Annotated in this window: 23 protein-coding genes; 15 read left to right on the top strand and 8 right to left on the bottom strand. The window is 72.3% G+C overall.

What is annotated here, in order from left to right; all coding sequences use genetic code 11:
- Positions 1–84: 84 nt before the first annotated feature.
- Both ACSHWO_RS00460 and ACSHWO_RS00455 read right to left on the bottom strand, forming a co-directional pair.
- A complete protein-coding gene (locus ACSHWO_RS00460) occupies positions 85–738 on the bottom strand; it encodes a CBS domain-containing protein (RefSeq protein WP_438309542.1) in 654 nt (217 codons plus the stop codon).
- Between the two features lie 178 nt (positions 739–916).
- Complete coding sequence (locus ACSHWO_RS00455) at positions 917–2,329, bottom strand: MBL fold metallo-hydrolase RNA specificity domain-containing protein (RefSeq protein ID WP_438309541.1); 1,413 nt, start codon at positions 2,327–2,329, stop codon at positions 917–919.
- 395 nt (positions 2,330–2,724) lie between these two features.
- Here ACSHWO_RS00455 and ACSHWO_RS00450 point away from each other — a divergent pair, with 395 nt between their 5' ends.
- From ACSHWO_RS00450 to ACSHWO_RS00410, 9 genes are all read left to right on the top strand, one after another.
- Positions 2,725–3,150: a hypothetical protein gene (locus ACSHWO_RS00450; RefSeq protein ID WP_438309540.1), complete on the top strand. Its 426-nt coding sequence runs from the start codon at positions 2,725–2,727 to the stop codon at positions 3,148–3,150.
- Positions 3,150–3,908 (top strand): HAD family hydrolase, encoded by a 759-nt coding sequence (locus tag ACSHWO_RS00445; RefSeq protein WP_438309539.1) that lies wholly within the window; start codon positions 3,150–3,152, stop codon positions 3,906–3,908. Before ACSHWO_RS00450 ends, ACSHWO_RS00445 begins: the two co-directional genes overlap by 1 nt.
- Positions 3,905–6,304: a glycoside hydrolase family 65 protein gene (locus tag ACSHWO_RS00440; RefSeq protein WP_438309538.1), complete on the top strand. Its 2,400-nt coding sequence runs from the start codon at positions 3,905–3,907 to the stop codon at positions 6,302–6,304. The genes ACSHWO_RS00445 and ACSHWO_RS00440 overlap by 4 nt, the downstream gene beginning before the upstream one ends.
- Positions 6,305–6,387: 83 nt before the next feature.
- Positions 6,388–6,837, top strand: coding sequence for a universal stress protein (locus tag ACSHWO_RS00435; protein ID WP_404235538.1), 450 nt, complete (start codon positions 6,388–6,390; stop codon positions 6,835–6,837).
- 476 nt (positions 6,838–7,313) lie between these two features.
- Positions 7,314–9,689 (top strand): phosphoenolpyruvate synthase, encoded by a 2,376-nt coding sequence (gene ppsA, locus ACSHWO_RS00430; protein WP_438309537.1) that lies wholly within the window; start codon positions 7,314–7,316, stop codon positions 9,687–9,689.
- Positions 9,690–9,796: 107 nt separating this feature from the next.
- Positions 9,797–10,297 carry a flavodoxin domain-containing protein gene (locus tag ACSHWO_RS00425; protein ID WP_438309536.1) on the top strand — a complete coding sequence of 167 codons (501 nt, stop codon included), beginning with the start codon at positions 9,797–9,799 and terminating at the stop codon, positions 10,295–10,297.
- A gap of 44 nt (positions 10,298–10,341) precedes the next feature.
- Entirely contained in the window at positions 10,342–10,938 is a 597-nt protein-coding gene (locus ACSHWO_RS00420; protein WP_438309535.1) for an Rv1733c family protein, read from the top strand.
- Positions 10,939–10,999: 61 nt separating this feature from the next.
- Positions 11,000–13,597 (top strand): cation-translocating P-type ATPase, encoded by a 2,598-nt coding sequence (locus ACSHWO_RS00415; RefSeq protein ID WP_438309534.1) that lies wholly within the window; start codon positions 11,000–11,002, stop codon positions 13,595–13,597.
- A 20-nt stretch (positions 13,598–13,617) separates the two neighbouring features.
- A complete protein-coding gene (locus tag ACSHWO_RS00410) occupies positions 13,618–13,869 on the top strand; it encodes a DUF1876 domain-containing protein (protein ID WP_438309533.1) in 252 nt (83 codons plus the stop codon).
- A 606-nt stretch (positions 13,870–14,475) separates the two neighbouring features.
- Here the strand turns inward: ACSHWO_RS00410 and ACSHWO_RS00405 are convergent.
- The 5 genes from ACSHWO_RS00405 to ACSHWO_RS00385 all read right to left on the bottom strand — a co-directional run bounded on the left by ACSHWO_RS00405 (position 14,476) and on the right by ACSHWO_RS00385 (position 18,345).
- Complete coding sequence (locus ACSHWO_RS00405; protein WP_438309532.1) at positions 14,476–15,357, bottom strand: universal stress protein; 882 nt, start codon at positions 15,355–15,357, stop codon at positions 14,476–14,478.
- A 102-nt stretch (positions 15,358–15,459) separates the two neighbouring features.
- The gene (locus ACSHWO_RS00400; protein ID WP_438309531.1) at positions 15,460–16,065 is read right to left on the bottom strand and encodes a CBS domain-containing protein; all 606 of its coding nucleotides are present in this window, start codon (positions 16,063–16,065) and stop codon (positions 15,460–15,462) included.
- A 13-nt stretch (positions 16,066–16,078) separates the two neighbouring features.
- Entirely contained in the window at positions 16,079–16,681 is a 603-nt protein-coding gene (locus ACSHWO_RS00395) for a CBS domain-containing protein (RefSeq protein ID WP_438309530.1), read from the bottom strand.
- 88 nt (positions 16,682–16,769) lie between these two features.
- Positions 16,770–17,639, bottom strand: a complete 870-nt coding sequence (locus ACSHWO_RS00390) for a universal stress protein (RefSeq protein WP_438309529.1) — start codon at positions 17,637–17,639, stop codon at positions 16,770–16,772.
- A gap of 37 nt (positions 17,640–17,676) precedes the next feature.
- A complete protein-coding gene (locus tag ACSHWO_RS00385) occupies positions 17,677–18,345 on the bottom strand; it encodes a CBS domain-containing protein (protein WP_438309528.1) in 669 nt (222 codons plus the stop codon).
- Between the two features lie 264 nt (positions 18,346–18,609).
- Here ACSHWO_RS00385 and ACSHWO_RS00380 point away from each other — a divergent pair, with 264 nt between their 5' ends.
- The 5 genes from ACSHWO_RS00380 (at position 18,610) to ACSHWO_RS00360 (ending at position 25,040) form a co-directional block, all read left to right on the top strand.
- Positions 18,610–19,518 carry a universal stress protein gene (locus ACSHWO_RS00380; RefSeq protein WP_438309527.1) on the top strand — a complete coding sequence of 303 codons (909 nt, stop codon included), beginning with the start codon at positions 18,610–18,612 and terminating at the stop codon, positions 19,516–19,518.
- Complete coding sequence (locus ACSHWO_RS00375; RefSeq protein WP_438309526.1) at positions 19,515–20,378, top strand: universal stress protein; 864 nt, start codon at positions 19,515–19,517, stop codon at positions 20,376–20,378. Before ACSHWO_RS00380 ends, ACSHWO_RS00375 begins: the two co-directional genes overlap by 4 nt.
- Before the next feature lie 7 nt (positions 20,379–20,385).
- Complete coding sequence (locus ACSHWO_RS00370) at positions 20,386–22,968, top strand: cation-translocating P-type ATPase (protein WP_438309525.1); 2,583 nt, start codon at positions 20,386–20,388, stop codon at positions 22,966–22,968.
- Positions 22,965–23,228, top strand: a complete 264-nt coding sequence (locus ACSHWO_RS00365) for a DUF1918 domain-containing protein (protein ID WP_438309524.1) — start codon at positions 22,965–22,967, stop codon at positions 23,226–23,228. The genes ACSHWO_RS00370 and ACSHWO_RS00365 overlap by 4 nt, the downstream gene beginning before the upstream one ends.
- Before the next feature lie 87 nt (positions 23,229–23,315).
- Positions 23,316–25,040 (top strand): GAF domain-containing protein, encoded by a 1,725-nt coding sequence (locus ACSHWO_RS00360; RefSeq protein ID WP_438309523.1) that lies wholly within the window; start codon positions 23,316–23,318, stop codon positions 25,038–25,040.
- A 47-nt stretch (positions 25,041–25,087) separates the two neighbouring features.
- On the opposite strand, the gene ACSHWO_RS00355 is transcribed toward ACSHWO_RS00360, so the two are convergent.
- Complete coding sequence (locus tag ACSHWO_RS00355) at positions 25,088–25,552, bottom strand: Crp/Fnr family transcriptional regulator (protein ID WP_438309522.1); 465 nt, start codon at positions 25,550–25,552, stop codon at positions 25,088–25,090.
- Positions 25,553–25,731: 179 nt separating this feature from the next.
- Between ACSHWO_RS00355 and ACSHWO_RS00350 the strand changes: the two genes are divergently transcribed.
- On the top strand, positions 25,732–26,019 hold the full coding sequence (locus ACSHWO_RS00350) for an SHOCT domain-containing protein (RefSeq protein ID WP_438309521.1): 288 nt from the start codon (positions 25,732–25,734) through the stop codon (positions 26,017–26,019).
- Positions 26,020–26,033 lie beyond the last annotated feature (14 nt).

Genomic DNA, 26,033 nt, shown 5'->3' with positions numbered 1-26,033 from the left:
TCCAGCAGAGGCGGGGAGGTGGCGCCCGCCCGGGAGCCGCTGCGGTCCGCCCGGTCAGCCGGTATGGCGGGTGGGCCTGGAGGTTCATTCCGTGTTGGGTGCCTGGAGCCGACAGCGGACGTCGACGATGCCCTCGACGGAGTGGGTGAGGCGCTCTGCCAGGGGGATCAGGTCCCGGTCCTTCACCTGACCGGTCAGGGTGGCGATTCCTTGGGACACGGTGACCTTGACGGCTGCGTGGGAGAGCGGGAACAAGCGTGTGACGACGCTCTGGCGGATTTCGGCGGTCAGGTCCTCGTCGGTGCGGAGGAAGACCTTGAGGAGGTCGGCGCGGCTGACGATGCCCTTGAGCGTGCCGTCTGCGTCGACGACGGGCAGCCGCTTGACGTGCCGGTCGGCCATGAGCCGGGCGGCCTGGGGGAGGGTGGCGTCAGGGCGGATGGTGATCGCGGGGGTGGTCATGAGGTCCTCGGCGCGGGTGGAGCCGGCCTTGGCGGTGTCGCCGAGGCGGCGCATCTGCTCGATCAGGCCGGGGCGGTGCTCGTGGAACTCCTCCTTGGGCAGGAGGTCCGCTTCGGACACCACGCCGACGACGCGGCCTTCGCCTTCGATGACGGGGAGGGCGGTCACCTTCCACCGCTCGATCGCGGCGGCGATGTCCTTGAAACCGGTCGACGGGGTGACGGCGATGACCCTGGTGGTCATGACGTCGGCGACCGTGTACGGGGTGGAGGTCATGGCGGGGTCCTCAGCGTGCGTGGGCGAGTTGGGGTCTCGCGTGTTCCGGAGCCATCGCTTCCAGGACGGTGGGCGTGTTCCTCAAGGTCTGCCTCCAACCTTTCGCCCTTACTCTGAGCCGGCACCGGCCGGGTTGGGAGTGCCGCGCGGGGCACACCGCCGGACCGTCCGTCCCGTCTCAGCGGATGAGTACGGCTTCGCCGGACCGGGGTACGACGGCCGTCCAGCCGAGCTCGTCCTCGATACGGTCCCGGAGCGTCTCGGCGGCGGTCTCCTCGCCGTGGACGAGGTAGGTGGTGTGCGGTGCCGGCGCGGCGCGCAGCCAGTCGATGATCTGGCCGGCGTCGGCGTGCGCCGAGAAGTGCGGGACGTCGGCGACCTCGGCGCGTACGGGGACGTACTCGCCGAACATCTTCAGCGTGCGGGCCCCGTCCACCAGGTCCCGGGAGCGGGTCCCCTCGGCGGCGAAGCCGACGATGACGACGGCGTTGCGGGGGTCGGGCAGGACCCGGTGGAGGTGGTGCAGGACGCGGCCGCCGGTGGCCATTCCGGCGGAGGAGACGATCACCGCCGGGCCGGTGGTGTGGTTGATGTCGATCGACTCCTGGACGGTGCGGGCGGCGAGGAAGGGCTCCGGGCTGATCGCGGCCTCCCCCTGGGCGATGGTCTCGGGGCGTAGCTCGGGGGAGCGGGCCCGTACGGCGTCGCGGTAGACGTCGAGGGCGGCCAGGGCCATAGGGCTGTCGACGTAGACGGGCACGTGGCGGGGCAGGGTGCCGTCGCCGCGCAGGGCGGCGAGTTCGTGGAGGACGACCTCAGTGCGGTCGATCGCGAAGGCCGGGATGACCACGGTCCCGCCACGTGCGAGTGCGCGGGTGATCACGGCGGCGAACGCGCGTTGCGCGCTGTCGTGGTCGTGTCGGCGGTTGCCGTACGTGGACTCCACGAGCAGGACGTCCGTCCCGGAGAAGGGCTCGGGTGGCAGGAGCAGCGGGTGGCCGGGACGGCCGAGGTCGCCGCTGACGGCGAGGGTGTGGCCGTCCTCCAGGATCACGTGCGCCCAGGCGGAGCCGAGGATGTGGCCGCCGTGGTGCAGGGTCAGCCGGGTGCCGGCCATGATCTCGACCTCGCTGCCGACCGGGACCGGGTCGAAGAACTTCACCGTCCGGTCGACGTCGTCGTCGTCGTAGAGCGGCTTGGCCGGCCGGTGCTTGGACCAGCCGTGCCGGTTGGCGTGCTCGGCGGCCTCCATCTGCAGGCGGGCGCTGTCGCGGAGCACGATCTCGGCGAGGCGGGCGGTGGCGGCGCCGGCCAGGACGGGGCCGCGGAAGCCGTGCCGGACCAGGCGCGGCAGGTAGCCGCAGTGGTCGAGGTGGGCGTGGGTGAGGACGACGGCGTGGATGTCGGTGGCGTCGCAGGGCAGCTTGGCCCAGTTGCGGCGGCGCAGGTCCGCGACACCCTGGAAGAGCCCGCAGTCGAGGAGGATCCGGGCGTGGTCGCTCTCGACGAGGAACTTGCTGCCGGTGACCGTCCGCACACCGCCGAGGAAGGACAGCAGAGCCGGACGGGCGGAACCACGGGACGGCAACATGGCGGCAGCCCTCCTTTCGGAACGGATGCCGATCTCAACCATCGCATCCGACTCCGGCTGGGTGAGGGGCCCGACCGGCCCCTGATCGGTCCCGACCGGCCCAAGCGCGGCAGAGAGATGGAGGGACAGCCTGGCGTCGACGCTTTTGTAGAGCAGAGGGAAGGCCGCGCTATGAAGGGAGCGGTTCCTCTACGGGCCGGAACGGACCGGCTGGCAGCAGGTGCCGGAAGACCCCGTCAAAGGCGACGTGCCCGACTTCACCCCGGGCCGGAACCCTGGGCACGACGCGGTCCTGCTCGCGGGCGTCTTCTCGACCTCGCACGAGGTAGACGTCCTCGATGGCAGTACACCCCGGCGAGACGGTTCGCCGTGCCACCCCAGGAGCAGTGATCGCCATGACGAGCACCCCGCGAACCCCACATCGGCCGTCCGGCGGGACGGGCGGACGCACCGACCTCGGCCGCCGCCTGGCGGCCCGCCGCGAGGCCCTCGGCCTGAGCGGCGCGGAACTGGGCCGGCAGTGCGGAGCGGGCCGAGGTCTGCTGGGCACGCACGGCGTCGGTCGAATCGCCGTCTTCACTGCCGTGACCGCCCGAGCCGCGGGAACCGAGGCCGCCTTCGAGATCGACCAGACCGACGACGTGACCTCCGAAGGCCGGAGCGTCCTGGCCGTCGGCGCGCTCGTAGCCGTCACCGACGCCGCCGAACTCCGGCACCTGGGCGCCGCAGCCCGGTCCCAGCCGTGGGTCGGCGGCGAGCGCACCCACTGGATGAGGCTCACTCCCGTCCGGCTCACCGGCCGCCGTGTGGTGCACGGCTGATGGACGTCGTCCGCGCGGTCGTCTCCGACCCGGACGGGGTGCTCCTGGCCGCGGCGGCCCGCCACGCGGCCGCCTGGAAGGAGACCTTCGACGGGTGCCTCGCCGCATGGCAGCACCCGGACACAGATGAACCGCCGCGCGCGTTCGGCGCCGTCCGCGACTACCGGGAGCTGCTGGACGGCCGGTCCCGGCTCGACGGCGTACGGGCCTTCCTCGCGGCCCGCAGCATCGACCTCCCAGCCGGAGTCCCGGGGGACCCGCCGGGCTGCGGCACCGTGCACGCGGTCGCCGCCCGCAAGGAGCAGATCTTCTCCGCGATGGTGCCGACAGAAGGCGCGGAGGTGTTTGAAGACGTCCGGCCCGCGCTCCTGCGCCTCCGGGAGACGCCGATCGCCCGCGCGGCCGCCTCGGCCTCGCGGCCCGCCCGCGCCCTCCTCCCGTCCGCAGACCTCACCGGCTTCTTCACCGCCCTGGTCGACGGCGACGAGGCGGCCGCGCTGGCCCTCCCCGGCGAACCTGCCCCCGCCCCTTCCCAGGAGGCGACCGACCGGCTCGGTGCCGGTCCTGAGTACACCGCAGCGGGGGAGGACGCGCTCGTCGGCGTCGAGGCGGGCCGCCGGGGCGGCTTCCGCCTGGTCGTGGGGATCGGCTGCGACGGCGACCCGTCCACGGCGGACGCCCTGCGCGCGCACGGCGCCGGCCTCGTCCTCCCCGATCTGAGCGGGCTGCCGGCCCTCCTCGGGGACGGCCGGCCGTGAACACCTCCTGGCACTGGGAGTACCAGCGCTACGACCCCGGGACCGAGCGGTTGGTCGAATCCCTGTGCACCCTAGGCAACGGCCGCTTCGCCACCCGCGGATCGGCCCCCGAGAGCACCGCCGACGCCGTCCACTACCCGGCCACCTACCTGGCGGGCTGCTACGACCGCCTCACCTCCACCGTCGCCGGACGCACGGTCGCCAACGAGGACATGGTCCGGCTGCCGGACTGGACCGCCCTGCGCTACCGCTGCCTGCCCGACGGCGCACCGCCCGGCGACTGGCTCACCCCGGACCACCCGACCCTGCGCCACCACCGCGTCTCGCTGGACCTGCGCGCCGGAACGCTCACCCGCCACATGCTCTTCCACGACGCCGAAGGCCGCCGCCTCGGCGTCACCCACACCCGCCTCGTCCACATGGGCGACCCGCACCTGGCCGCGCAGCGCACCGTTCTCCGTGCATACGGCTGGAGCGGCCGGATCGAGGTGGCCGCCGTGCTCGACGGGAACGTCACCAACGCGGGTGTGGCACGCTACCGCGCCCTGGACGGACGGCACCTCGTCGAGCACCGGGCCGGCGTCGAGGCGGCCGGCACGGCCTGGCTGTCCTTCCGTACCTCTGCCTCCGACGTACGGATCGGGCTTGCCGTACGGACCTCCGTGCGGCCCCTGGCGGCCGTGGACGGGGCGTGCACGGCCACCGCCGCCACGCAGACGTCCGTCCTGCCGGTCAGGCGAGGGCGGCCGGCCGTGGTGGTGAAGACGGCCGCCCTGTTCACCTCGCTCGACCGTCCCCTCGCCGATCCCGTACGGCGCGGCATCGAGTACGCCGGGCACGCCCCGGACTTCCCGTCCCTGCTGGCGTCCCACCGGGCGGCCTGGCGACGGATCTGGGACGAAGGAGAGTTGAGAGTTGAGGGTGAGACCGGCGGGATCCTGCGCCTGCACGCCTTCCACGTGCTGCAGACCCTCTCCCCGCACACCGCCGAGCTCGACGCCGGCGTTCCCGCCCGGGGGCTGCACGGGGAGGCGTACCGCGGCCACGTCTTCTGGGACGAGCTGTTCGTCCTGCCCCACCTCGCCCTGCACTTCCCCGAGACCGCACGCGCGCTGCTGATGTACCGGCACCGGCGGCTGCCCGCGGCCCGGGAAGCGGCCCGCCGGGCCGGCGCCCCGGGGGCGATGTTCCCCTGGCAGAGCGGCGGTTCCGGTGCCGAGGAGACACAACGGCTGCACCTCAACCCCCGCTCCGGCCGCTGGCTGCCCGACCACTCGCACCTCCAGCGCCACGTCGGTTCGGCCGTCGCCTGGAACGTGTGGCAGTACGGGCTCGCCACCGGCGACACCGGGTTCATGCACGGACCCGGCGCCGAACTCCTCCTGGACATCGCCCACTTCTGGGCCGGCGCCGCGACCTGGGACGCCGCCCTCGGCCGCTACCGCATCCGCGGGGTCGTCGGCCCGGACGAGTACCACGACGCCTACCCGGACGCCGCCGCCCCCGGCATCGACGACAACGCGTACACCAACGTCACCGCGGCCTGGGTGCTCGCCCGCGCCCTCGACCTGTACGCCGAACTCCCCGCCAGCCGACGCACAGAGCTCCTCGCCCGGCTCGGCCTTGCCGCGGAGGACCTCCGGGGCTGGGAGGAACTGTCGCACCGCGTGTACGTGCCCTTCCACCGCGATGTGATCAGCCAGTTCCAGGGCTACGGCGACCTCGCCGAGCTCGACTGGGCCGCGTACCGCGCCCGCTACCACGACATCCGGCGCCTGGACCGCATCCTGGAGGCCGAGGGCGACACCCCCAACCGCTACCAGGCCTCCAAACAGGCCGACACCCTCATGCTCGGCTACCTCTTCCGCCCCGCGGAGCTCGCCCGGCTGTTCAGTCGGCTCGGCTACGCCCTCGACGACGCGCTGTGGGCGCGGACGGTGGCGTACTACCTGCGGCGGACCTGCCACGGCTCGACCCTCAGCAGCCTCGTCCACGGCTGGGTCCTCGCCCGGCAGCAGGGCCCCGAAGCGTGGCGGTACTGCCGGGAAGCCCTGCTCGGCGACATCACCGACATCCAGGGCGGCACCACCGGCGAGGGCATCCACCTGGGCGCCATGGCCGGCACCCTCGACCTCGTCGAACGCGGCGTCACCGGGCTCGAACCCGGCACCGACGGCCTGCACATCGACCCCGTACCCCTCTCCGGGATCCCCGGCTCCGCCTTCTCCCTCGCGTACCTCGGGCACCGGGACATCCGCATCCGGTTCCGGCCGGGCAGGCTGGGCGTCCGCGTCCCGCCGTCGCTCCTCGGCCCCGTGCCCCTGGTCCTGCCCGGCGGGAGGCACGAGCAGGTCGCCGCGGGCCGGGAACGGTGGTTCCGCCTGCCCGGAGGCTGAGACGGCCGTGTACGACCCCTCGTATGGCGGCGCGTACGCGCCTCGTACACGCTGGAGGGAGGGGGCCGGAAGGGGTGAAGGGCATGGACACGCAGAACGGGACTCCACGGATCGTGGTGGGCCTCGACGGATCGCCCTCCTCCCAGGCCGCGCTGCGCTGGGCCGTGCGGTACGCCGGCCTCGTCGGCGGGAACGTCGTGGCGGTTACGGCGTGGGAGGTACCGGGCAGCGCGTCGTGGTCGGCTCCTGCGGTGGACGCCACGTTCGACGAGGAGGAGGCCGAGCGGCTCCTGGTCGAGGAGGTCCGCACCGTACTCGGCGAGGACGGCGCCTCCTTGGTCCACGAGCGCCTGGTGCACGGCCATCCGGCCGAGGTCCTGGTGGCCGAGGCCGAAGGGGCCGACGTGCTGGTCGTGGGCAGCCGTGGCCGCGGCGGCTTCCGCCGGGCCCTGCTCGGTTCGGTGAGCCAGCAGGCGGCACTCCACGCCCCGTGCCCGGTGACCATCGTCCGTCAGGACGTGCCCGTCGAGTAGACCTCCGCCGTGGGGCGCGGGCTCGATGCCCCGGCCTCCGTCGTGCACGGCTCCCGGGGATCGGCTTTGGACCCGCGCCTTCAACGTCCGGTGGCCGTGCCGGGCAGTGCGGCCACCTACCGTGAGCCGGTGCTTCCTCCTGCCTCGGACACGAGAGAGGACAGGCGCAGGACAGCCGTATGGGTCCACCGCCCGGTACCGTGCCGACGGGCCGACCGGCCCTGACCACGAGCGGACCACCCGGCCCTGGGTGCCTGGGCCCCTCGGCACTGTGGACCGGGCATCCGCGGCGTGATCCTGGAACCTGGACCCCGAACCGGCGTCGCTTCCCCAAGAGGATGGCCGCGATGCGGCGCACGCGGATCCGGTCCCGGCCGAAGCAGCCCCGCAGACCCGCACCGCTGGACCGGCGCACGCCGTCCGGCCGCACCCCGCCGTACTGAGCCCCCGCCGCGACGCAGCCACCGGAGGACGTCATGGAACACACGCGACGCGTCATACCGTTCACCCGGCTCGGCCTCGGCGACGTCGGCCGCGTCGGCGGGAAGAACGCCTCGCTGGGCGAGCTGACCGTCCGGCTCGCCTCTGCCGGCGTGGTCGTGCCGCCCGGCTTCGCCACGACCGCCGAGGCCTACGGCGAACTGCTCGACGGACACGAGCTGCGCACCCGCATCCGGCAGCAGCTCGACCGGTTCCACGACGGCGTGGCGCTCGAGGAGGTGGGAGCGGGCATCCGCTCGCTGGTCATGGCCGAGCCGCTGCCCGGGGCGCTGAGGGACGAGATCGCCGCCGCGTACGAGGATCTCGGGCGCGCGCTGGAAAGGCCGGACCCGGAGGTAGCCGTACGCAGTAGCGCCACCGCCGAGGACCTGCCGGAGGCCAGCTTCGCCGGCCAGCAGGAGACGTACCTGAACGTGCGCGGCGCCGAGGCTCTGCTTGCGGCCGTGCACCGCTGCTACGCCTCCCTCTACACCGACCGGGCCATCGACTACCGCGAGCGGATGGGCTTCGACCATCTGCGGGTCGCGCTGTCCGTCGGTGTCCAGGTGATGGTCCGCTCGGACCTCGCCGGCGCCGGGGTGATCTTCACCCTCGACCCGGAGACCGGATTCCCGGAGGTTGTGGTGGTCAGCGCGGCCTGGGGGCTCGGCGAGACCGTCGTCAGCGGGCAGACCGACCCGGACGAGTACACCGTCTTCAAGCCCGGTCTCAAGGACCCTGCCCTGAACCCCGTCATCGACGTGCGCGTCGGGGCCAAGCGTTGCAAGGCCGTCTACGCTGCACGCGGACTGACCGATACCGTCGACACCACCGACGAGGAGCAGGCCCGACGAGTCCTGACCGACGCCGAGGTGTGCCGGCTCGCCCAGTGGGCCGTTGCCGTCGAGGAGCACTACGGCTGCCCGATGGACCTTGAATGGGCCAAGGACGGGATCACCGGCGACCTGGCGGTCGTCCAGGCCCGCCCGGAGACCGTACAGTCCCGCCGACGTGCGACCACCCTGCGCCGCTGCCGCCTCACCGGCATGCCCGGCGAGGCCCTCACGGAAGGCATCGCGGTGGGCGAGGCCATCGGCGCCGGCCCCGTGCGCAGCCTTCGGACCCCCGTGGACCTGGACCGCTTCCCCGAGGGAGCTGTGCTCGTGACCCCGGTCACGGACCCCGACTGGGAACCGATCATGAAGCGGGCCGCGGCCATCGTCACCGACCACGGGGGTCGCACCTCGCACGCCGCGATCGTCAGCCGGGAACTCGGCGTTCCTGCCGTCGTCGGTACCGGGAACGCCACCGACGTCCTGGGCGAGGGTGCCCCCGTGACCGTCTCGTGCACGGAAGGCAGCCGCGGCAAGGTGTACGCGGGCCTGGTGCCGTACGAGGAGACCGAAACGGACCTCGCCGCGCTGCCCGCCACGCGGACCCGGGTCATGCTCAACCTCGCCGACCCGTCAGCGGCCTTCCGCTGGTGGCGGCTGCCCGCCGACGGGGTGGGCCTGGCCCGCCTGGAGTTCATCGTCGCCCACCAGGTCAAGGTCCACCCCATGGCCCTGCTGCACCCGGAGCGCCTGGACCCCGCCGAGCGCTGCGCCGTCGATCAGCTCACCCAGGGACACCTCGACCGCAGCCGCTATTTCACCGACCGCCTGGCGTACGGCATCGCCCGGATCGCGGCCTCCCGGTGGCCCGCACCGGTCATCGTCCGCACCAGCGACTTCAAGACCAACGAGTACGCCAAGCTGCTCGGCGGCCGGCCCTTCGAGCCGGTGGAGCCGAACCCGATGATCGGGTGGCGGGGCGCCAGCCGCTACTACAGCGACGGCTACCGCGAGGGCTTCGCCCTCGAATGCCGGGCCCTGCGTCGCGTCCGCGACGGGATGGGCCTGACCAACGTCATCGTCATGATCCCCTTCTGCCGCACCCTCGAAGAAGCCGACAAGGTCCTCGCCGTCATGGCCGAGGAGGGCCTGCGCCGCGGAGAGAACGGGCTCAAGGTCTACGTGATGGCCGAGATCCCCGCCAACATCGTTCTCGCGGAGGACTTCGCCGAGCGATTCGACGGCTTCTCGATCGGCAGTAACGACCTCACCCAGCTCACTCTCGGTGTCGACCGCGACTCCGAAGTCCTCGCCCACGTCTTCGACGAGAACGACCCGGCAGTCACCCGCCTCATCAGCACCCTCGTCCCGCGGGCCCAGGCCGCGGGTCGGCCTGTGGGCCTGTGCGGTCAGCGCCCCAGCGACGATCCTGCCTTCGCAGCGTTCCTCGTCCACGTCGGGATCGACTCCATATCCGTGGCCCCGGACAGCTTCGCTGCCGTCAAGCAGCACGTGGCGGCGGCCGAGGATCGCAGGTAGAGGGAGGGCCGAACGGCCCCCGCCGGGAACCGTCCGACCCAAGCGGAGTCGCCGCTCGCCGCGTGACAGTGGCAACAGGCCGCACGGTGGAGACAAGGAGGCCCGACATGACCACCAAGAGAGTCCTGGTCGCCTACGGGACCAAGCACGGCGCCACGGCCGGCATCGCGGAGCAGATCGGTAGCGCGCTTCGCGAGGACGGGCTGGAGGCCGTCGTACTGCCCGCGGACGGGATCCACGACGTCCGTGACTACGACGCCGTCGTCCTCGGCGGCTCCCTCTACGCAGGCCGTTGGAGCGGCAAGGCCAAGCGCTGCGCCGAACGCAATGCCGATTCCCTCCGGAAGCGCCCGGTGTGGCTGTTCAGCAGCGGCCCCCTCGACCGCTCGGCCGAGGAGCGCGAGATCCCCCCGACTCCCGCCGTCGCCCGGCAGATGCAACTCATCGGTGCACGGGAGCACAAGACCTTCGGTGGCAGTGTCACGGCCCGTACCCCCGGACTCCTCGTCCGCTCGATGCTCCACCAGGGCAAGGGCGGGGACTACCGCAACCCCGAACGTATCCAGACCTGGGCACACCACATCAGCGACGAGCTCAGCGCCGTCTGAACGGGGCGGCCCGGCTCGGTACGTGTGCAGCGCGGAGGCGTGCCATGGACGACCGGACGACGGGACCGGGGGCCAACCCGCTTCGACGCAAAGCCGACCGGGCCCGCACCGCTCTGCACGCCGCCTTCGCCGTGGCCTGCCTGATCGCCGTCGTGTGCGGTGCCGTCGTCGGGTGGGCTGCCTGGACTGACGGCAGACACACCGCCGAGACGGTCGCCCGCCACCGGCACGTCGTCATGGCCGTCACGGTCGGCGGGACCACCTACCGGGCCGGCGGCCGGCCGAGTGACAGAACCACCACCGTTGCCGCCGCCACCTGGCACTATCCCCCCGACCGCGCGCACAGGGAAACCGTCTCCGTCCCGCCGGGAACGCGGCAGGGGGACACCGTCCGTGTATGGGTCGACGACCGCGGCAACGCTGTCGCCGCGCCACCGGACACGGCCGAGCTCGCACTGGAGGCGTTCGTCTTCGGTACGGCAGCGTTCACGGGAACCCTGCTCGTGTCAGGTGTCCTCGCAGCCTTCGGGCTCCGGATCGTCGACGCTCGCTGCGCCCGGGCCTGGGAATCCGAGTGGAAGGACGTCGAACCCCTCTGGACAGGCCGTATGCGGCCCGATCAGGGAGCGGACGATGGCTGACGGTGCCGTGGGCCCGAGGCACGCGCCGGACATCGTGCCGGATCCGCTTGAGCCCCTTCCCTTGCTCCGCCGTGAGCTGCACACGGGCCCCCTGGGGCTGTCGAGCCGGGAGGCAGCGCGCCGACTGACGGTCTACGGGCCGAACGAGGTGCGCCGCTCAGCGCAGCCGAGCATCCTGCGAGAGCTCCTGCGGCAGCTGGTTCATCCCTTGGCCCTGCTGCTGTGGGCAGCGGCCGCCCTCGCCTTCTTCGCGGCCATTGACGTCCTGGGCTGGGCGATCGTCGCGGTCGTCCTCGTCAACGCCGGGTTTGCGCTCGTCCAGGAACGGCAGGCCGAGAAGGCCGTCGAGACCCTGGCCCGCTACCTTCCCACACGGGCCGAGGTGATCCGCGACGGGCAGCCACAGCACGTCCCCGCCCGTGATCTGGTCCCCGGTGACCTCATCGTCCTCGGGGAAGGCGACCGGATCCCCGCGGACGCCCGCCTCACCGGCGGAGGCATCGAAGCCGACCTGTCCATGCTGACCGGCGAGTCCACGCCGGTCGAGCGCCTACCCGGGCCCGGCCTGCAAGCACTCCCCGTGCTACAGGAGCCGAACCTCGTCTTCAGCGGCACCAGCGCCACGGAAGGGCAGGCGCAGGCGATCGTCTTCGCCACCGGAGACCACACCGAGCTCGGCCGGATCGCCGCCCTCAGCCAGCGCACCCGTCGCGAGCCGAGCCCGTTGGAGAGACAGGTCAAGAGGGTGGCCTGGCTCATCGCCGCGGTGGCCGTCGCCATGAGCGCCGTCTTCCTCGTGACCGGCGTGGCGGTTGGCCTCCCGGTGACCGACTCGCTGATGTTCGCGATCGGCCTGCTCGTCGCCAACGTGCCCGAGGGGCTGCTGCCCACCATCACCCTCGCCCTGGCCGTCGGCGTCCGGGTGCTGGCCCGGCAGGGCGCGGTGATCAAGCGGTTGAGCGCGGTGGAGACCCTGGGCTCCACGAACGTCATCTGCACGGACAAGACCGGGACCCTCACACAGAACGAGATGCGACTGCACGACTTCTGGACGCCTGGGCACCTCACGGAGTCCGGGCCCTGGAGCGCCGAGCTCATCCGTGCAGCGGCCCTGTGCACGACGGTCACGCGCGAGGCCGACGGCCGGCTGCACGGCGACCCGACCGAGACCGCACTGGTCGACGGAGCCGCACAGCAAGCAGTTCCGCTGGATCTGGCCGACCGGGACGCCCGCCGACGGGCCTGCTTCCGCTTCGACCCGCGCCTGCGCCGGATGTCGGTGGTCCATGCGCTGGAGGACGGCCGCCTCCGTGTCATCGCCAAGGGCGCCCCGGAAGCCGTCCTGTCACTGCTGGCCGGCGGGGAGCCGGCCCGGCAGGCACAGGACGCCGCCCAGGCCCTGGCCGCCGACGGCATGCGGGTACTCGCCGTCGCCGTGCGGGACCTGCCGGCCGGTGCCGACGGCCCGGCGCGGCGCCAGGAGGCCGAGCGGGACCTGCACCTGCTCGGGCTGGTCGGCCTCTACGATCCGCCGCGCCCGGAAGTCGCGGCCGCGGTCGGGCGGTGTCACGAGGCCGGCCTGACCGTGCACATCGTCACCGGCGACAGCGGCGCCACGGCCGCCGCGATCGCCCGCGCCGTCGGCATCGGCGTGCCGAAGCTGCATGTGATCGCCCAGTCCGAGACGGTCGACGACCACCGGCTCGACGATCTCCTCCGCGAGGGCGACACCGAGGTCGTCTTCGCGCGTTCCTCGCCCGAGACGAAGCTGAAGGTGGCCGACGCCCTGAGGAGCCACGGACAGATCGTCGCCATGACGGGCGACGGGGTGAACGACGCCCCGGCCCTGCACCGCGCCCACATCGGCGTCGCCATGGGGCGATCGGGCACGGACGTGGCCCGCGAGGCATCGACCATGGTCCTGACGGACGACAACTTCGCCACCATCGTCACGGCGATCGAATCCGGACGCCGGGTCTACGACAACGTCCGCAAGTTCATCGTCTACATCTTCGCCCACCTCACCCCCGAAGTCGTTCCCTTCCTCGTGTTCGCCCTCTCCGGCGGGGCCGTTCCACTGCCGCTGACCGTGCTCCAGATCCTCGCCATCGACCTCGGCACCGAGACGCTCCCCGCCCTCGCCCTCGGCCGCGAGCGCGCAGAACCGGGGATCATGAACCGGCCGCCGCGCCCCAGCACCCAAGGCGTGATCAACAAGGACATGCTGATCCGCAGCTGGGGCTGGCTCGGCACCGTCTCCGCAGCCCTCGTCATGACGGCCTTCTTCTACGTTCTCTGGCGCGCGGGATGGCACCCCGGCGACCCGGTCGACCCCGGCACCCCGCTCCACCACGCCTACCTCACCGCGACCACCGCCACCTTCGCCGGCATCGTCACCTGCCAGGTCGGGACAGCCTTCGCCGCCCGCACCGACCACGCGGCCCTGCACGACATCGGCCTCTTCACCAACCCCCTGCTGCTCGCCGGCATCGCCTTCGAACTCGCCTTCACCGCGGCGCTCGTCTACACGCCCCTGCTCCAGCACCTCTTCGGCACCGCGGCCCTCCCCCTGGACGTCGTCCTCCTCATCGCGGCGTTCCCGCCGCTGGTGTGGGGAACCGACGAACTCCGCCGCTGGGCACGCCGCCACCGCTCATGAACCCACAACGGAGGAACGCCATGTCGCACACCAGCGAGTGGAAGACACGCGTCTACCTGTTCGAAGAAGACCGCACGACCAAGGTCCGCGTCGAGCTGGACACCGGCACCACGAAGCTCACCGGCCACGGCACCGCGCACTGCAACCCCACGGACACGGACGTGCCCGAGATCGGTGACGAGCTCGCCGCAGCCCGAGCCATGGAAGACCTCGGCTCGCAGCTGAAGCGTCTCGCCTATGGTGACATGGAGGCCGCTGACACCCGTCCGTGAGTGGGTAGGCCCTCAGCCGCCGGGGCAGACTGGATGCCCGGTGATCGTGCGGCCGTGTTGCGGAGCCGGGAGTCACCGACCTCCAGGACCTCCGCCACCGGCCGGCGGGGCGTCGTGGGTCCCTCGGGACCGCAGCCGAGGCGGATCACGGTCCGGGTGTCCCCGGAGGCGCCGGGCAAGACCAGCTGCGGCCTTTTCTCGAACACGGCCCAGCCGCGGTCCGGCATGGGCCGGGAGCGGCCGAAGTCGCGTACGGGGAAGGTCTGCCGGAACTGCGCGGGCCGAAGGCCGTGGCGGCAATGCCGTCACTGGGCGGGGCGGTCGCGTCCTGCACCGGCGTGGTCCAGGCCGCGGTCTCCACCTGGGCCAGCGTATCGACGGCCTCCCGGTGTTCCGCATCCCGCACCCGGAACCGCCTGCTGGCAGCCCTCCAGGCGTGCCGCGGCCCGCAGACCGTCCAACAGCGCCTGCGGTACCGGCTCGTCGCTGAACGGATAGCGGCTGGTTGTGCGTGGACGGAGCGGTGACGGCGTCGCCGACGACGCGGACGTCGACATCGGACTCCAAGTGTGGTGCGTTCACGGGACTGCGTCTGCCTGTGCGTCCTCAGTCGTGGGCCACGATGGCTACCGGGGAGGTGGCGTGGTGCATGACCGCGTGGGTGAGGGGGCCGATGTGGGTGCCGAGTGCCGAGCGGCGGATGCGCCGGCCAACGACGACGAGCGCCGCACCGGACGCCGCTTCCAGGATCTGTACGGCGGGCTGCCCGATGACGGCGCGTGAGTCGATCACGAGTCGGGGATACTTCCGTTCCCAGGAACTCAGCAGTTCCCGGAGCGTGGCTTCCAGCCTGTCGGCGATCTCCTCCTCAATGCCGGGATCGAGAGTGGGAGCGTAGGCGAGCATGGGCGGCGGGGACCAGCCGTGGACGACGACGAGGGGGCAGGACCGCCGGTGGGCTTCCTCGCAGGCGAAGGCGAACAACCGGTCGCAATTGCTCCGGAGGTCCACTCCGACCACCACCGGCCCATCGCCGCCCGCCGGCCCTGGCGAGCCGTACGTGCTCTCGGCCGCCGGGCGTACGAGGACGACGGGCGTCTCGGTCCTGGGGATGGTGTCCGAGCCGGTGGAGCCGACGAAGAACCCTGCGATCGGGCCGAGCCGGCGTGAGCCGAGGACCAGGAGGTCCGCGTCCGCGGCGGCGGACGCGAGGCCGTCGGCCGTCGCGAGGCCGTCGATCCGGCGGGTGCTGATGGCCAGCGCGGGGTGCTCGCGCGCCAGTCGCTGTCGGGCGCGGGCCAGGAGGCCCTCGGTCCAACTCCGGCGGGATTCGGGCAGGGGTGCGGCGAAGGGCGCGTACAGCGGCCAGTCCTCGACGTGGACGAGGTCCACGTCGGCGCCGCGCAGTTCGGCTTCCTCGGCCGCCCAGTCGGCACAGGCGCGGTCCGCCTCCGATCCGTCCAGGCCTGCCGTGATTCGGTTCGCCATGATGGTCCTCCTCGGGTCGGATACCCGGCTGCTCTCAGGCTCTGCCGTGTGCGAATGCCCGGGTGGGCCCGGTCGGCCCGACCTGAGACTGTTCGCTCCTTTTCAGATACGGTCGGCGCCGGCGGCCGGGACACAGGTCAGCCGGTTGTCGACGTCCACGACTCCGTCGACGCTCTGGCAGAGCCGGACGACCACGGGCAGCACTTCGGGCCGGGGCACCGTGCCGCTGAGCGTCACCAGCCCGTCGTCCACGTCGACGGTGATCGAAGAAGGGGCGATGCGCAGGGTGCGGGCCAGGACGTCCTCCACGATTTCCTCCTGGATGGCGCGGTCGCGTCGGAGGAACAGCCGGATCAGGTCGCTACGGCTGAGCACCCCGATCACTCGACCGTCCGTGTCGACGACCGGCAGGCGTTTGACCCCGTGCCGCTGCATCACCCGGGCCGCGCGAACCACACTCCACTCGGGGCGGCCGGTCACGGCCGGGCTCGTCATGAGGTCCGCGGCGGTCGGGGTACTGCCGGCAGTGCGCCGACGGAGCAGGTCGGCTTCCGACACGACGCCTACCGGGCGCCCGGTCTCGTCCACGACGGGCACGGCGGTGATGTCGAACTCCCGCAGGAGCCGGGCGACCTCCTTGAACGCCGTGCCGGAGCGGACCGTGACGGCAGTGGGCGTCATCAGGTCTGCGACGCTGCGGTGCCTCATGGCGGTCTTCCCCTCAGGCTGCTGCCGGAACCGTGAAGTCGGCCTTGACGTCCACGACGCCCGGCACGGTGCCGGCGGCGCGGACCACGACGTCTTCGAGCGTGGGATCCGGCAGGGATCCGTACAGGTAGACGATGCCGCTGGAGACGTGCACGTGGACTTCGGCGGAGCCGTGCGGCATCAGTTGGTACATGATCAACTCGCGGATCTCGGTGCCGATGTCCGCGTCCGGACGCAGGTACACCTTCAACAGGTCGCCGCGGCTGACGACACCGACCAAGCGGCCGTCGCCGTCGACCACGGGCAGGCGCTTGAGGTGGCACCGCGCCATCAGGCGTGCCGCGGCACTGATGGTGGCGTCCTTCCTCACCGTCACGGCCGGGCGGGTCATCAGCTGCCCCGCGGTGGTCGCGCGGTCCGGGTCGGTGTCCTGTTCCCCGAGCAGCAGGTCGGCTTCGGAGACAACGCCGGCCACCTGTCCGTCCTCGGACAGGACGGGGAGGGCACTGACGTTCCACATCCGCATCGTCTCCACGATGTCCTTGAACGCGGTGCTGCGGTCGACGGAGATCGCGGCGTGTGTCATGACGTCATCGACCGTGCGCAGGTGTTTCATGGCCTTGCCTCCGTGAGGGAACTCCTGGTGTCCGGGGACTGTCGGGCCGGTCGGGTTCGGACGGCGCGGAACCGTACTGCGGGCCGATTCAGTCATGGGCGATGACGGCGACGGGTGCCGACGCGTGGTGCAGCACTGCGTGGGCCACTGGGCCCACGTGCGCGCCGAGAGGTGAGCGGCGCAGGCGGCGCCCCACCACGACCAGTCCCGCACCCTGGGAGGCAGAGACGATGCGCTCCGCCGCGGATCCCCTGAATACGCTCTGGGTGACGTCCACGCCCGGAAACTTGTGCCGCCAGGGCAGCAGCAAGTCGTCGACCATGTGCGAGACGCTCTGACCGATCTCCCGTTCGTTGTCCGGGTCGAAGAGGGGGACGTAGGAGTAGGCGGGGGGCATTTTCCAGCCGTGTACGGCCCGCAGCGGGCAGCCGCGCCGGGTCGCCTCCTCGAAGACGAAGGCGAGTACCCGGTCACAGGCCTCGTGGATGTCGACACCGACGACGATCTCGGTGCCGGAACCGGTGCCCGGTCCGTCCGGGTCGTCGGCCATGCGGACGAGGACGACCGGGGTGTCGGTGGCGACCACGGTGGACAGCGCCACCGAGCCGATGAGGAAACCGACCAGACCGCCCAGGCCGCGTGAGCCCAGGACCAGCAGCGCGGCGTCTGCGGCCTCGGCGGCGAGGGCAGCCGCCGGCCGTGCCGTCGGGCAGCGGGTCGTGATCTCCAGGCGCGGATGGCGCCGGTGCAGTTCCTGCGCCGTCTCGGTCAGGGCGTGGTCCGCCCACCGGTCCACATCCTGTTTGCCCAGGCCGGGAAGTACCGGGTCCAGGGGCCAGTCGACGGCGTGGACGAGCCGCAGCGGCACCTGCCGCAGGACGGCTTCCCGCGCGGCCCAGCGCGCCGCCGCCCGGCTCTCCGCGGAGCCGTCGACCCCGACTGTCACGTGGTTCTTCATACTGACGGGTTCCTCCAAGCGGGCGGTGGACCGGGCGTCACCACGGCATCGCGTGGCGGCTGTGCCCGGCATGCGTGCTCGCCGTGTCGTCGGAGCGGGCGGTGACACGCGAGGCGACGGCCACGACTCCGTCGAGCCGTTCGACGAGGCCGAGCAGTACGGGCAGCTGACTCTGGTGTCGCACCCTGCCGTCCAGGGTGACGATGCCGTCCACGACGTGCACCTCGACCTCGTCGGCCGATACACCCGCGACGTCTCTGAGGACGTCGTCGACGCGTCGGCGTATCTCGGCGTCCGGGCGCAGGAACAAGCGGAGCAGGTCCCGGCGGGTGACGATGCCGACGAGCCGGTCCTCCACGTCCACGACGGGCAGCCGTTCGATGCCGCGGCGGGTCATCAGCCTGGCGGCGTCAGCCGCTGTCTCTTCGGCACGGACGGTCACCGCAGGTGCGGACATGATGTCGCCGGCCGCCGGAGGCTTCACCGGAGCACCGCCGCCCAGCGGATCGGGACTGGGGAGCCGGGCCCCACCGGCCAGCAGGTCGGTCTGCGAGACGACACCCACGACGTGGTCCCCGTCGTTCAGGACGGGGACCCCGGAGATGTCGTACTGGGCGAGGAGCTTTGCGACGTCCTTGATCGCGGTGTCCGGGGCCACGGAGACGACCTCGTCGGTCATCAGGTCCGCCACCTTGATGTGCTTCATGAGGCCCTCCTGCTGTGCCGGGTCACGCGAGGCCGATGCCCTGTGTTGCTGTGCCACTCACCCTCCGCCTGAGCAGAGGGGGAATCGAGGGCCGAACGGTCCCGTCCGGGGACCGGAAGGACCCAGGCCCAGGGCGGCACGGGCGCCGAGCCGGACCGATGGGGACCTTTGGGCCCGGTGGCGGTCCCGTGCGGCCCTCTTCCCACGGCACCGCGGGTGTCAGCGTGGGTGGTGTCCCCATCGGCCTCTGGGTTGGGAGCAACCGTGGAAAGCACCATCCGCACCCCGGACACCAGCTCGGTCACCGTCGGCGTGGACGGCTCGGAGCCGGCTCGGCGCGCCGCCCTGTGGGCCGCCGCGGAGGCCGCACGCCGCAGCCGCCCCCTGCACATCGTCTACGGTGCCGACACCGACGGCAGGGCCCTGTACGCGTCGGCGGAGACCATCGAAAAGGTCCGTGCCGAGGGCCGGGAACTCCTGGACGACACAGCGGAGGCCGTGGCTGCCGAGTACCCCGGTCTGCTCGTGACGACCGAGTTCAGCCGCACGGACGCCGTCTCCACCCTGCACCGGGCCGGCGGACTGCACGGCACGATCGTCGTGGGCCACCGCGGCATGGGCGGCTTCAACTCGCTCATGCTCGGTTCCGTCGGTCTCAAAGCGGCCGCCGGCGCCAGGACCCCGGTCGTCGTGGTCCGCGGGATCGGCGAGACGGAGGAGCGGGGCGCCGTCCTCGCGGCCGTCCGCGACGCGGACGACCTCGTGTGCGCCCGGTACGCCGCTCAGGAGGCCGAGCTGCGCAAGGCGTCCCTGCGACTGCTGCACGTGTGGAACCTCTTCCAGTCCGTCGGCAATGGGGTGACCATGCTCGACGAGGCCGACGAGATCGCCGAGGCCCACGCCGCAGCCCTGGAAGCCGTCACGAACGCGATCCTCGACGAGTTCCCCGACCTGACCGTCGACAGCGACGCGCAGAAGAGCACCTCCGTGGCCGGAGTGCTCGTCGAGGCGTCCCGCCGTGCCGACCTGCTCGTCATGGGCGGCCGCAGGGCCCCCACCCTGCTCGGGCTCGGCCGAAACCTGGGCAGAGCCACGCACAGTGTGCTCCACCACGCAGACTGCCCCGTGCTCCTCATCCCCCGCGAGGGCACCGACTCCGGGAGCCGGGCATGACCGGCCACCGGGCAGATGCGCGTGACGTCCTCGTGGGCATCGACCCGGTCCGGGAGTGGCACCTTTCCCTGGCGTGGGCCGCCGACGAGGCGTACCGGCGCCGCCTCCCGTTGCGCTTGGTGCTCGCCGTGCCACCCTCGCAGGACATCCACCACGACGACGCCGCTGTAGGGCAGATCGCCTTGCGGCGAGCAGGGGCCGAAAGGCTGGGGCAGGCCCGTGACTGGGTTTACGAACGCCATCCCGAGCTGGCCGTAGCCGGCGACCTGCTCGGTGGCTTCCCCGCCCCCGTCATCACCGAGGCGGCCCGGCAGGCCCGCATGGCCGTGCTCGGTTCCCGGCACCTCGGCCGGGTCGCGGAGGTGTTTGGTGCCGGATCGCTCGTGGTACCGGTGACCGCACAGGCCCCCTGCCCGGTCGTCGTCGTGGGCGACGCCGAGCACACCACCCAGCAGCCGCCGTACATCGTCGCCGGCATCGACGGCAGTGCCGCCTCGGCCGCCGTGCTCGGGTTCGCCCTGGACGAGGCCGATCTGCGCGGCGCGGCCGTGCGGGCCGTCTCGGTGTGGCAGCCGCCGGTGTTCCTGCTGCACGACGAGGAAGTCGCCCTGCAGGCTCAGCGAGCCCTGCTGGCCGAGGCCACCGCCGGGCTCTCGGAGAGGTATCCGGACGTGCGTCTCACCCATGAGGTACTCGTCGGCCACCCGGTGGAGGAGCTGGCCCGGGCGGCCGAGCACGCTCTGGCCGTCGTCGTGGGTCGTCGCGGCCGAGGCGGCTACACCGGCATGCGACTCGGATCCGTCGTGCACGGTCTGCTGCACCGTGCGCACTGCCCGGTGATCACCATCCCGACGGAATGAGACCGACATGACCAGCCGCGTGACCGACATACCGGCCGCTCGCGCCCAGGACCGTCCGGGGCTGACGCAGGCCGAAGCCGAACACCGGCTGGTCCGCTACGGCCGGAACGAGGTGCCACCACCGCGGCCGACGCCCCTGTACCGCCGCGTGCTGGCACAGCTGCGCGACCCGCTGATCATGGTGCTGATCGGTGCCGCACTGCTGACCATCGCGATCGGGGACCACCCGGACGCCGTGGTCATCGGCCTGGTGATCGTCGTCAACACCACCGTGGGGGTCGCCCAGGAGGTCAGGGCGGACCGCGCCGTTGCCGCACTCTCCGCTCTCTCCGCCCCCCACGCCCGGGTGCTGCGCGACGGAGCCGCGCACGAGGTCGCCGCCGCACTCGTGGTGCCCGGGGACACCCTGCTGCTGGGTGAGGGCGACATCGTCGCCGCGGACGCCGACCTGAGCGAGGCATCCGCGCTCCTGATGGACGAATCGATGCTCACCGGTGAATCCGAGGCCGTCGACAAGGCTCCGGGCGGGACGGTGAGTGCCGGCACCGTCGTCGTCCGTGGTCGGGGCTCCGCCACCGCCACGGCCACCGGATCGGCGAGTGCCCTCGGCCGGATCGCCGCCCTGCTCGACGGAGGCCACGAGCCGACCCCGCTCCAGCGCCGGCTTGCCTCCCTCGGGCGCATCCTGGCTGCCGTCACCATCGCCCTGTGCGTGCTGTTCTTCGCTCTGGGCCTGCTGCGCGGTCTCGCGCCGAGCACGATGGCCGTCACCGCCATCAGCCTGGCCGTCGCCGCGGTGCCCGAGTCCCTGCCGGCCGTGGTCACCCTCGCTCTTGCCCTCGGGGCCCGCCGGATGGCGGCCCGGGGCGCGCTCGTCCGCCGCCTGCCCGCCGTCGAGACCCTGGGCTCGGTGAGCGTGCTGGCCACGGACAAAACCGGCACGCTCACCGAGGGCCGCATGGTCGTCCAGCACCTGTGGACGCCCTCCGGCGGCGCCGACGTCTCCGGCAGCGGCTACGAGCCGCAGGGGGAGCTCACTCGCGCAGGGCACTCCTTGACGCCCGAACAGCTCCGCCCGGTGCGGGAGCTGCTCACCACGGCGGCCCTGTGCAACGACGCGAGCCTCAAGCCTCCCGGGCCCGGCTCGCACAACTGGACGGCCGTGGGCGATCCCATGGAGGCAGCACTGCTGGCAGCCGCTGCCAAAGCCGGCTGCCCGGACCCGGCCGAGCTGCACCAGGCCTGCCCCCGGATCGCGGAAGCTCCCTTCGACAGCCTCCGCAAACGCATGACCACGCTGCACCACCTGCCCGACGGAAACGTGCTGGTCTGCCTCAAGGGAGCCCCCGAGGCCGTCCTCACCCCCCGGGTACTGGCCGAGCCGCCTGAACTGCTGGACCAGGCCCGCGAGCAGGCTGCCGCGCTGGCCGCCCACGGGTTCCGCGTCCTGGCCGTCGCAGGCATCGAGCGGCTCCAGTGGGACCTGCCGGCCGCCGAGGCCGAGCAGGGACTGCGCCTGCTCGGCCTGACAGCCGTCAGCGACCCGCCGAAAGCCGCTGCCGCCGCGACCCTGACGGCCTGCCGGGAAGCGGGCATCACCCCGGTCCTGATCACCGGCGACCACCCGGCCACAGCACGTGCCATCGCCGAACGCACCGGCCTCGTCCAGGACGGGGCGGGCGGCGAGGTCCTCACCGGACCCGAGCTGGCCGCCGCCCCGGACACCGACCTGACCGGCGTACGGGTCTTCGCCCGTACCGACCCGCAGCAGAAACTGGACATCGTCCACGCCTGGCGGGCCCGCGGCGCCGTCACCGCCATGACCGGCGACGGCGTCAACGACGGCCCCGCCCTCCGCCAGGCCGACATCGGCGTCGCCATGGGCGCCCGCGGTACCGAGGTGGCCCGACAGGCCGCCGACCTCGTCCTCACCGACGACCGGCTCGGCACCGTGGTCACGGCCGTCGAGGAAGGACGCCGGGTGTACGACAACATCCGTCGCTTCCTCGTCTACGCCATGGCCGGCGGAGCGGCCGAGATCCTGGTGATGCTGATCGGCCCGCTGCTCGGCCTGCCCCTGCCGCTCCGCGCGGGGCAGATCCTGTGGATCAACCTCCTCACCCATGGCCTGACGGGTGTGGCCATGGGCGCGGAGCCCGTCTCACCGGAGGCCATGCGCCGCCCGCCCCGGCCGCCCGGCCAGCACATCCTCGCCGCCGGAGTGTGGCAGCGCCTCCTCGTCCTGGCATCGGCCGTGACGGCGGTCAGCCTGGCCGCCGGCGTCGCCGCCCGTGCCATGTACCTGCCCTGGCAGAGCGTGCTCTTCCTGGCCCTGCTCGGCGCCCAGCTGGGTGTGGCCCTGGGCCTGCGGGCCCGCCTGCTGACCCGGGCGAACCTCTTCCTCCCGGCCTCCGTGGCCGGATCCGCCGTGCTGGCGATGGCCGCCCTGCACGTGCCAGTCCTGCAGTCGCTCCTGGAGACCGAGCCCGTCGGCTGGAGCGGTGTCTGGCTCGCTTCGGCCGCAGCCCTCGCAGCTTTCGTCGCCGCCCGGCTCCTACGGGGCGCATTCCGTAGAAAGGCTCGATCATGAACATGTACGCACCGGGACACGGACCCGGGATCCACGCCGAGGTGGGCGACCAGATCGTCGTGGGCGGCCCCACCGTCGGCAAGCCGGGCCGGGACGGGGAGGTCGTGGCCCTGCACCACCAGGACGGCACACCGCCGTACGACGTGCGCTGGTCCGACACCGGCCGTACCACCGTGTTCTTCCCGGGCCCCGACGCCCACGTCCGGCATCTGCACGAAGGGGCGGCACGCCGCGCCGCGAGCAGCCGATCGGATCAGTAGCTCCCGGCTGAACGGGAAGCCCCCTCCGGCCGGAGCTACGGTGGACACGTGGCCTCTCACCGTCGCTGTCGGCCGGAGGTGGGACATATGAGCGGTCGGCCTACCGGGAGCGGCGTGCCACGGCTGCGGCTGGACGAGCTGCTCGACGAGCTCCAGGTACGCATCGACGAGATCAGGGGGACCCGGGACCGGCTGGACGGCCTCCTCGAATCCGTCATGTCGATCGGCCGGGAACTGGATCTGCCCCAGGTCCTGCGCAGGATCGTCGAGGCCGCAGTGGTCCTCGTGGACGCCGAGTACGGCGCGCTCGGTGTGATCGGCGACGACGAAACACTCGCCGAGTTCCTGCCCGTCGGCATCAGCGACGGACTCCGCGCGCAGATCGGCGACCTGCCCTCCGGCCACGGCATCCTCGGCGAGCTGATCCGCCACCCGGAGCCCCTGCGGCTGTCCGAGATCTCGGAGCACCCCGCCTCCTACGGCTTCCCCGCCCACCACCCGGCGATGCACTCCTTCCTCGGCGTCCCCGTCCGGGTCCGTGACGCCGTCTTCGGCAACCTCTACCTGACCGGGAAGCGAGGCGGCGCAGACTTCGACGAGGAGGACGAGGCGCTCCTGTCCACCCTCGCCATCGCCGCCGGCATCGCCATCGAGAACGCTCGTCTCTTCGAGGAGGTGCGCCTGCGGGAGCGCTGGATGGAGGCCAACTCCGAGCTCACCAGCGCCCTGCTGTCCGGAGTCCCCGAGGACGAGGTCCTCGAAGGCATGCTGGACCGGGCCAAGGACATGACCAGTGCCGACACGGGCGTGCTCTACCTCCTCGGACCCGCCGGCGAGCTGCGCGGCTCCCTCGCGTTGGGAGAGGGAGCGGAAGCGCACCGCGGGATCGTCCTGCCCAGTACCCAGGGCACCCTGGCCGAAGCCGCCCTCGCCGAAGACGGTCTGATCACGGTCAAGGACATGGAGGCCGAAGGCCACATCACCGTGCAGCCGGAACGCTGGAAGGGTTTCGGCCCGGCCGTGGCCGTCACCGTCGGCACGAAGGAGAAGCTCAGCGGCGTCCTGATCCTGGCCAGGCGCCGAGGCCGCGCGGTGTTCGCCACGGCGGAGGTCGCCGCCCTCCCCGGGTTCGCCGGTCAGGCGGCCCTGGCCCTGGAACTGGCCGACCGCCGCCGCGACGCCGAACAGGTGAGCATGCTGGAGGACCACGAGCGCATCGCCCGCGACCTCCACGACCTCGCCATCCAGCGCCTGTTCGCCACCGGCATGACCCTCCAGAGCGCCCAGCGGTTCGTGGAACACCCGGAGGCGTCCGAACGGCTCACCCGGGCGGTCGACGACCTCGACGCCACCATCAAGATCATCCGCTCGACCATCTTCGGGCTGCGCGAGCACGCGGCCCCCGCCACAGGCTCGAAGCTGCGCGCCCGCGCCATCCGGACCCTGGACGAGGCCTCCGCCGCACTCGGCTTCGCCCCCGCGCTGCGGATGGAAGGGCTGATCGACACCGACGTACCGCCGGCCGTGGCCGACGAGGTCCTCGCCGTACTGGGCGAGGCCCTCACCAATGTCGCCCGGCATGCCGAAGCCACCCGCGTGGAGGCCGCCATCGTCGCGGCGGACGGCCTACTGACCGTCACGGTCACGGACGACGGCATCGGCATGGCCGAAAGCGGCCGGCGCAGCGGCCTGCGCAACCTCACCGAGCGCGCCGTGAAACTCGGAGGCCGGATGGAGGTCGCTGCACGGGGCGAGGGGACGCGCGGCACCCGTTTGGAGTGGGAGGTGCCCCTCACCCCATCGGGCCTGTGACCGACCGGCACCGCTCCCCGCGAGGCCGGGTACCGGTCACGCCGGCCTCACACAGAGCTGCCGCTGCCGTAGGGGGCGTACAGATCGAGCAGGCGGATCCGGGTGGCTTGCAGGCGGTGGGCGAGCACCTGTCCGACCCAGTGGCCGACGGCTGAGCCGAAGACGGGATCGGCGTCCATCAGCGTCCGGACGCGTGCCGCGTCGAATTCGTAGGCGCGCACGGGGGTCATCGCCTCGGCGCCCAGACGCCAGGTGTTCGGCTTGAACAGCCAGGAACACCCGACCAGCTCGCCGGCGCCGAGGCTCTCGATGACCGCGGCGCGCCGACCGGGCACGTGGACGTTGAGGGTCACGGTGCCGGACCGGACGATCCAGAACCGGTCGGCGCGGCCACCTTCGCGGAAGAGACGGGTCCCCTCGGCGAAGTTCACCTCTCGGGCCATCTCCATCAAGCGCGTGCGGCAGTCGGCGGGCAGTGCCGTGGCGAATCGGATGGGTGACGTGGTGCTCATGAACGGCCTCCTGGTTCGAGTCCGTCTCCAGTGTTCGCGCGCGGACACGTTCCCGGCTTGGGCCCTGTGGCCCCCATCCCGGTCCCGAACGGCCTATGCCCGGATCCGTGCGGAGCGAGACGCTGGGAGGCAGACGGCCCGTCCACGGCCGCCGACCCCGTCGACCCGGCAGGTGCGAGATGTACTGGAACGGCCATGGCACGGGTGCCTGGGGATGGTTCACGATGTCACTCACCACGCTGATCGTTTGGGCTCTCATCGTCGCGGTGGCAGTGCTTCTGGTCCGCGCCTTCAAGCGCGACGGCGCGGACGGACGGGCAGCCACCCAAGATTCCGGACGTGGCAAGGGGGCCGAGGGCCTGCTTGCCGAGCGGTTCGCCCGAGGCGAGATCGACGACGAGGAGTACGAGCGACGGCTCGCGGTGCTGCGCAGCCATGCCTCCGGCCCCACGTTCCCGAGAGATTGAAATGCCCACCCGCG

This window comes from Streptomyces pallidus (ex Mingjun et al. 2026), assembly GCF_051550185.1.
GTDB lineage: Bacteria > Actinomycetota > Actinomycetes > Streptomycetales > Streptomycetaceae > Streptomyces.
This window is presented reverse-complemented; position numbering and strand designations above follow the sequence as displayed.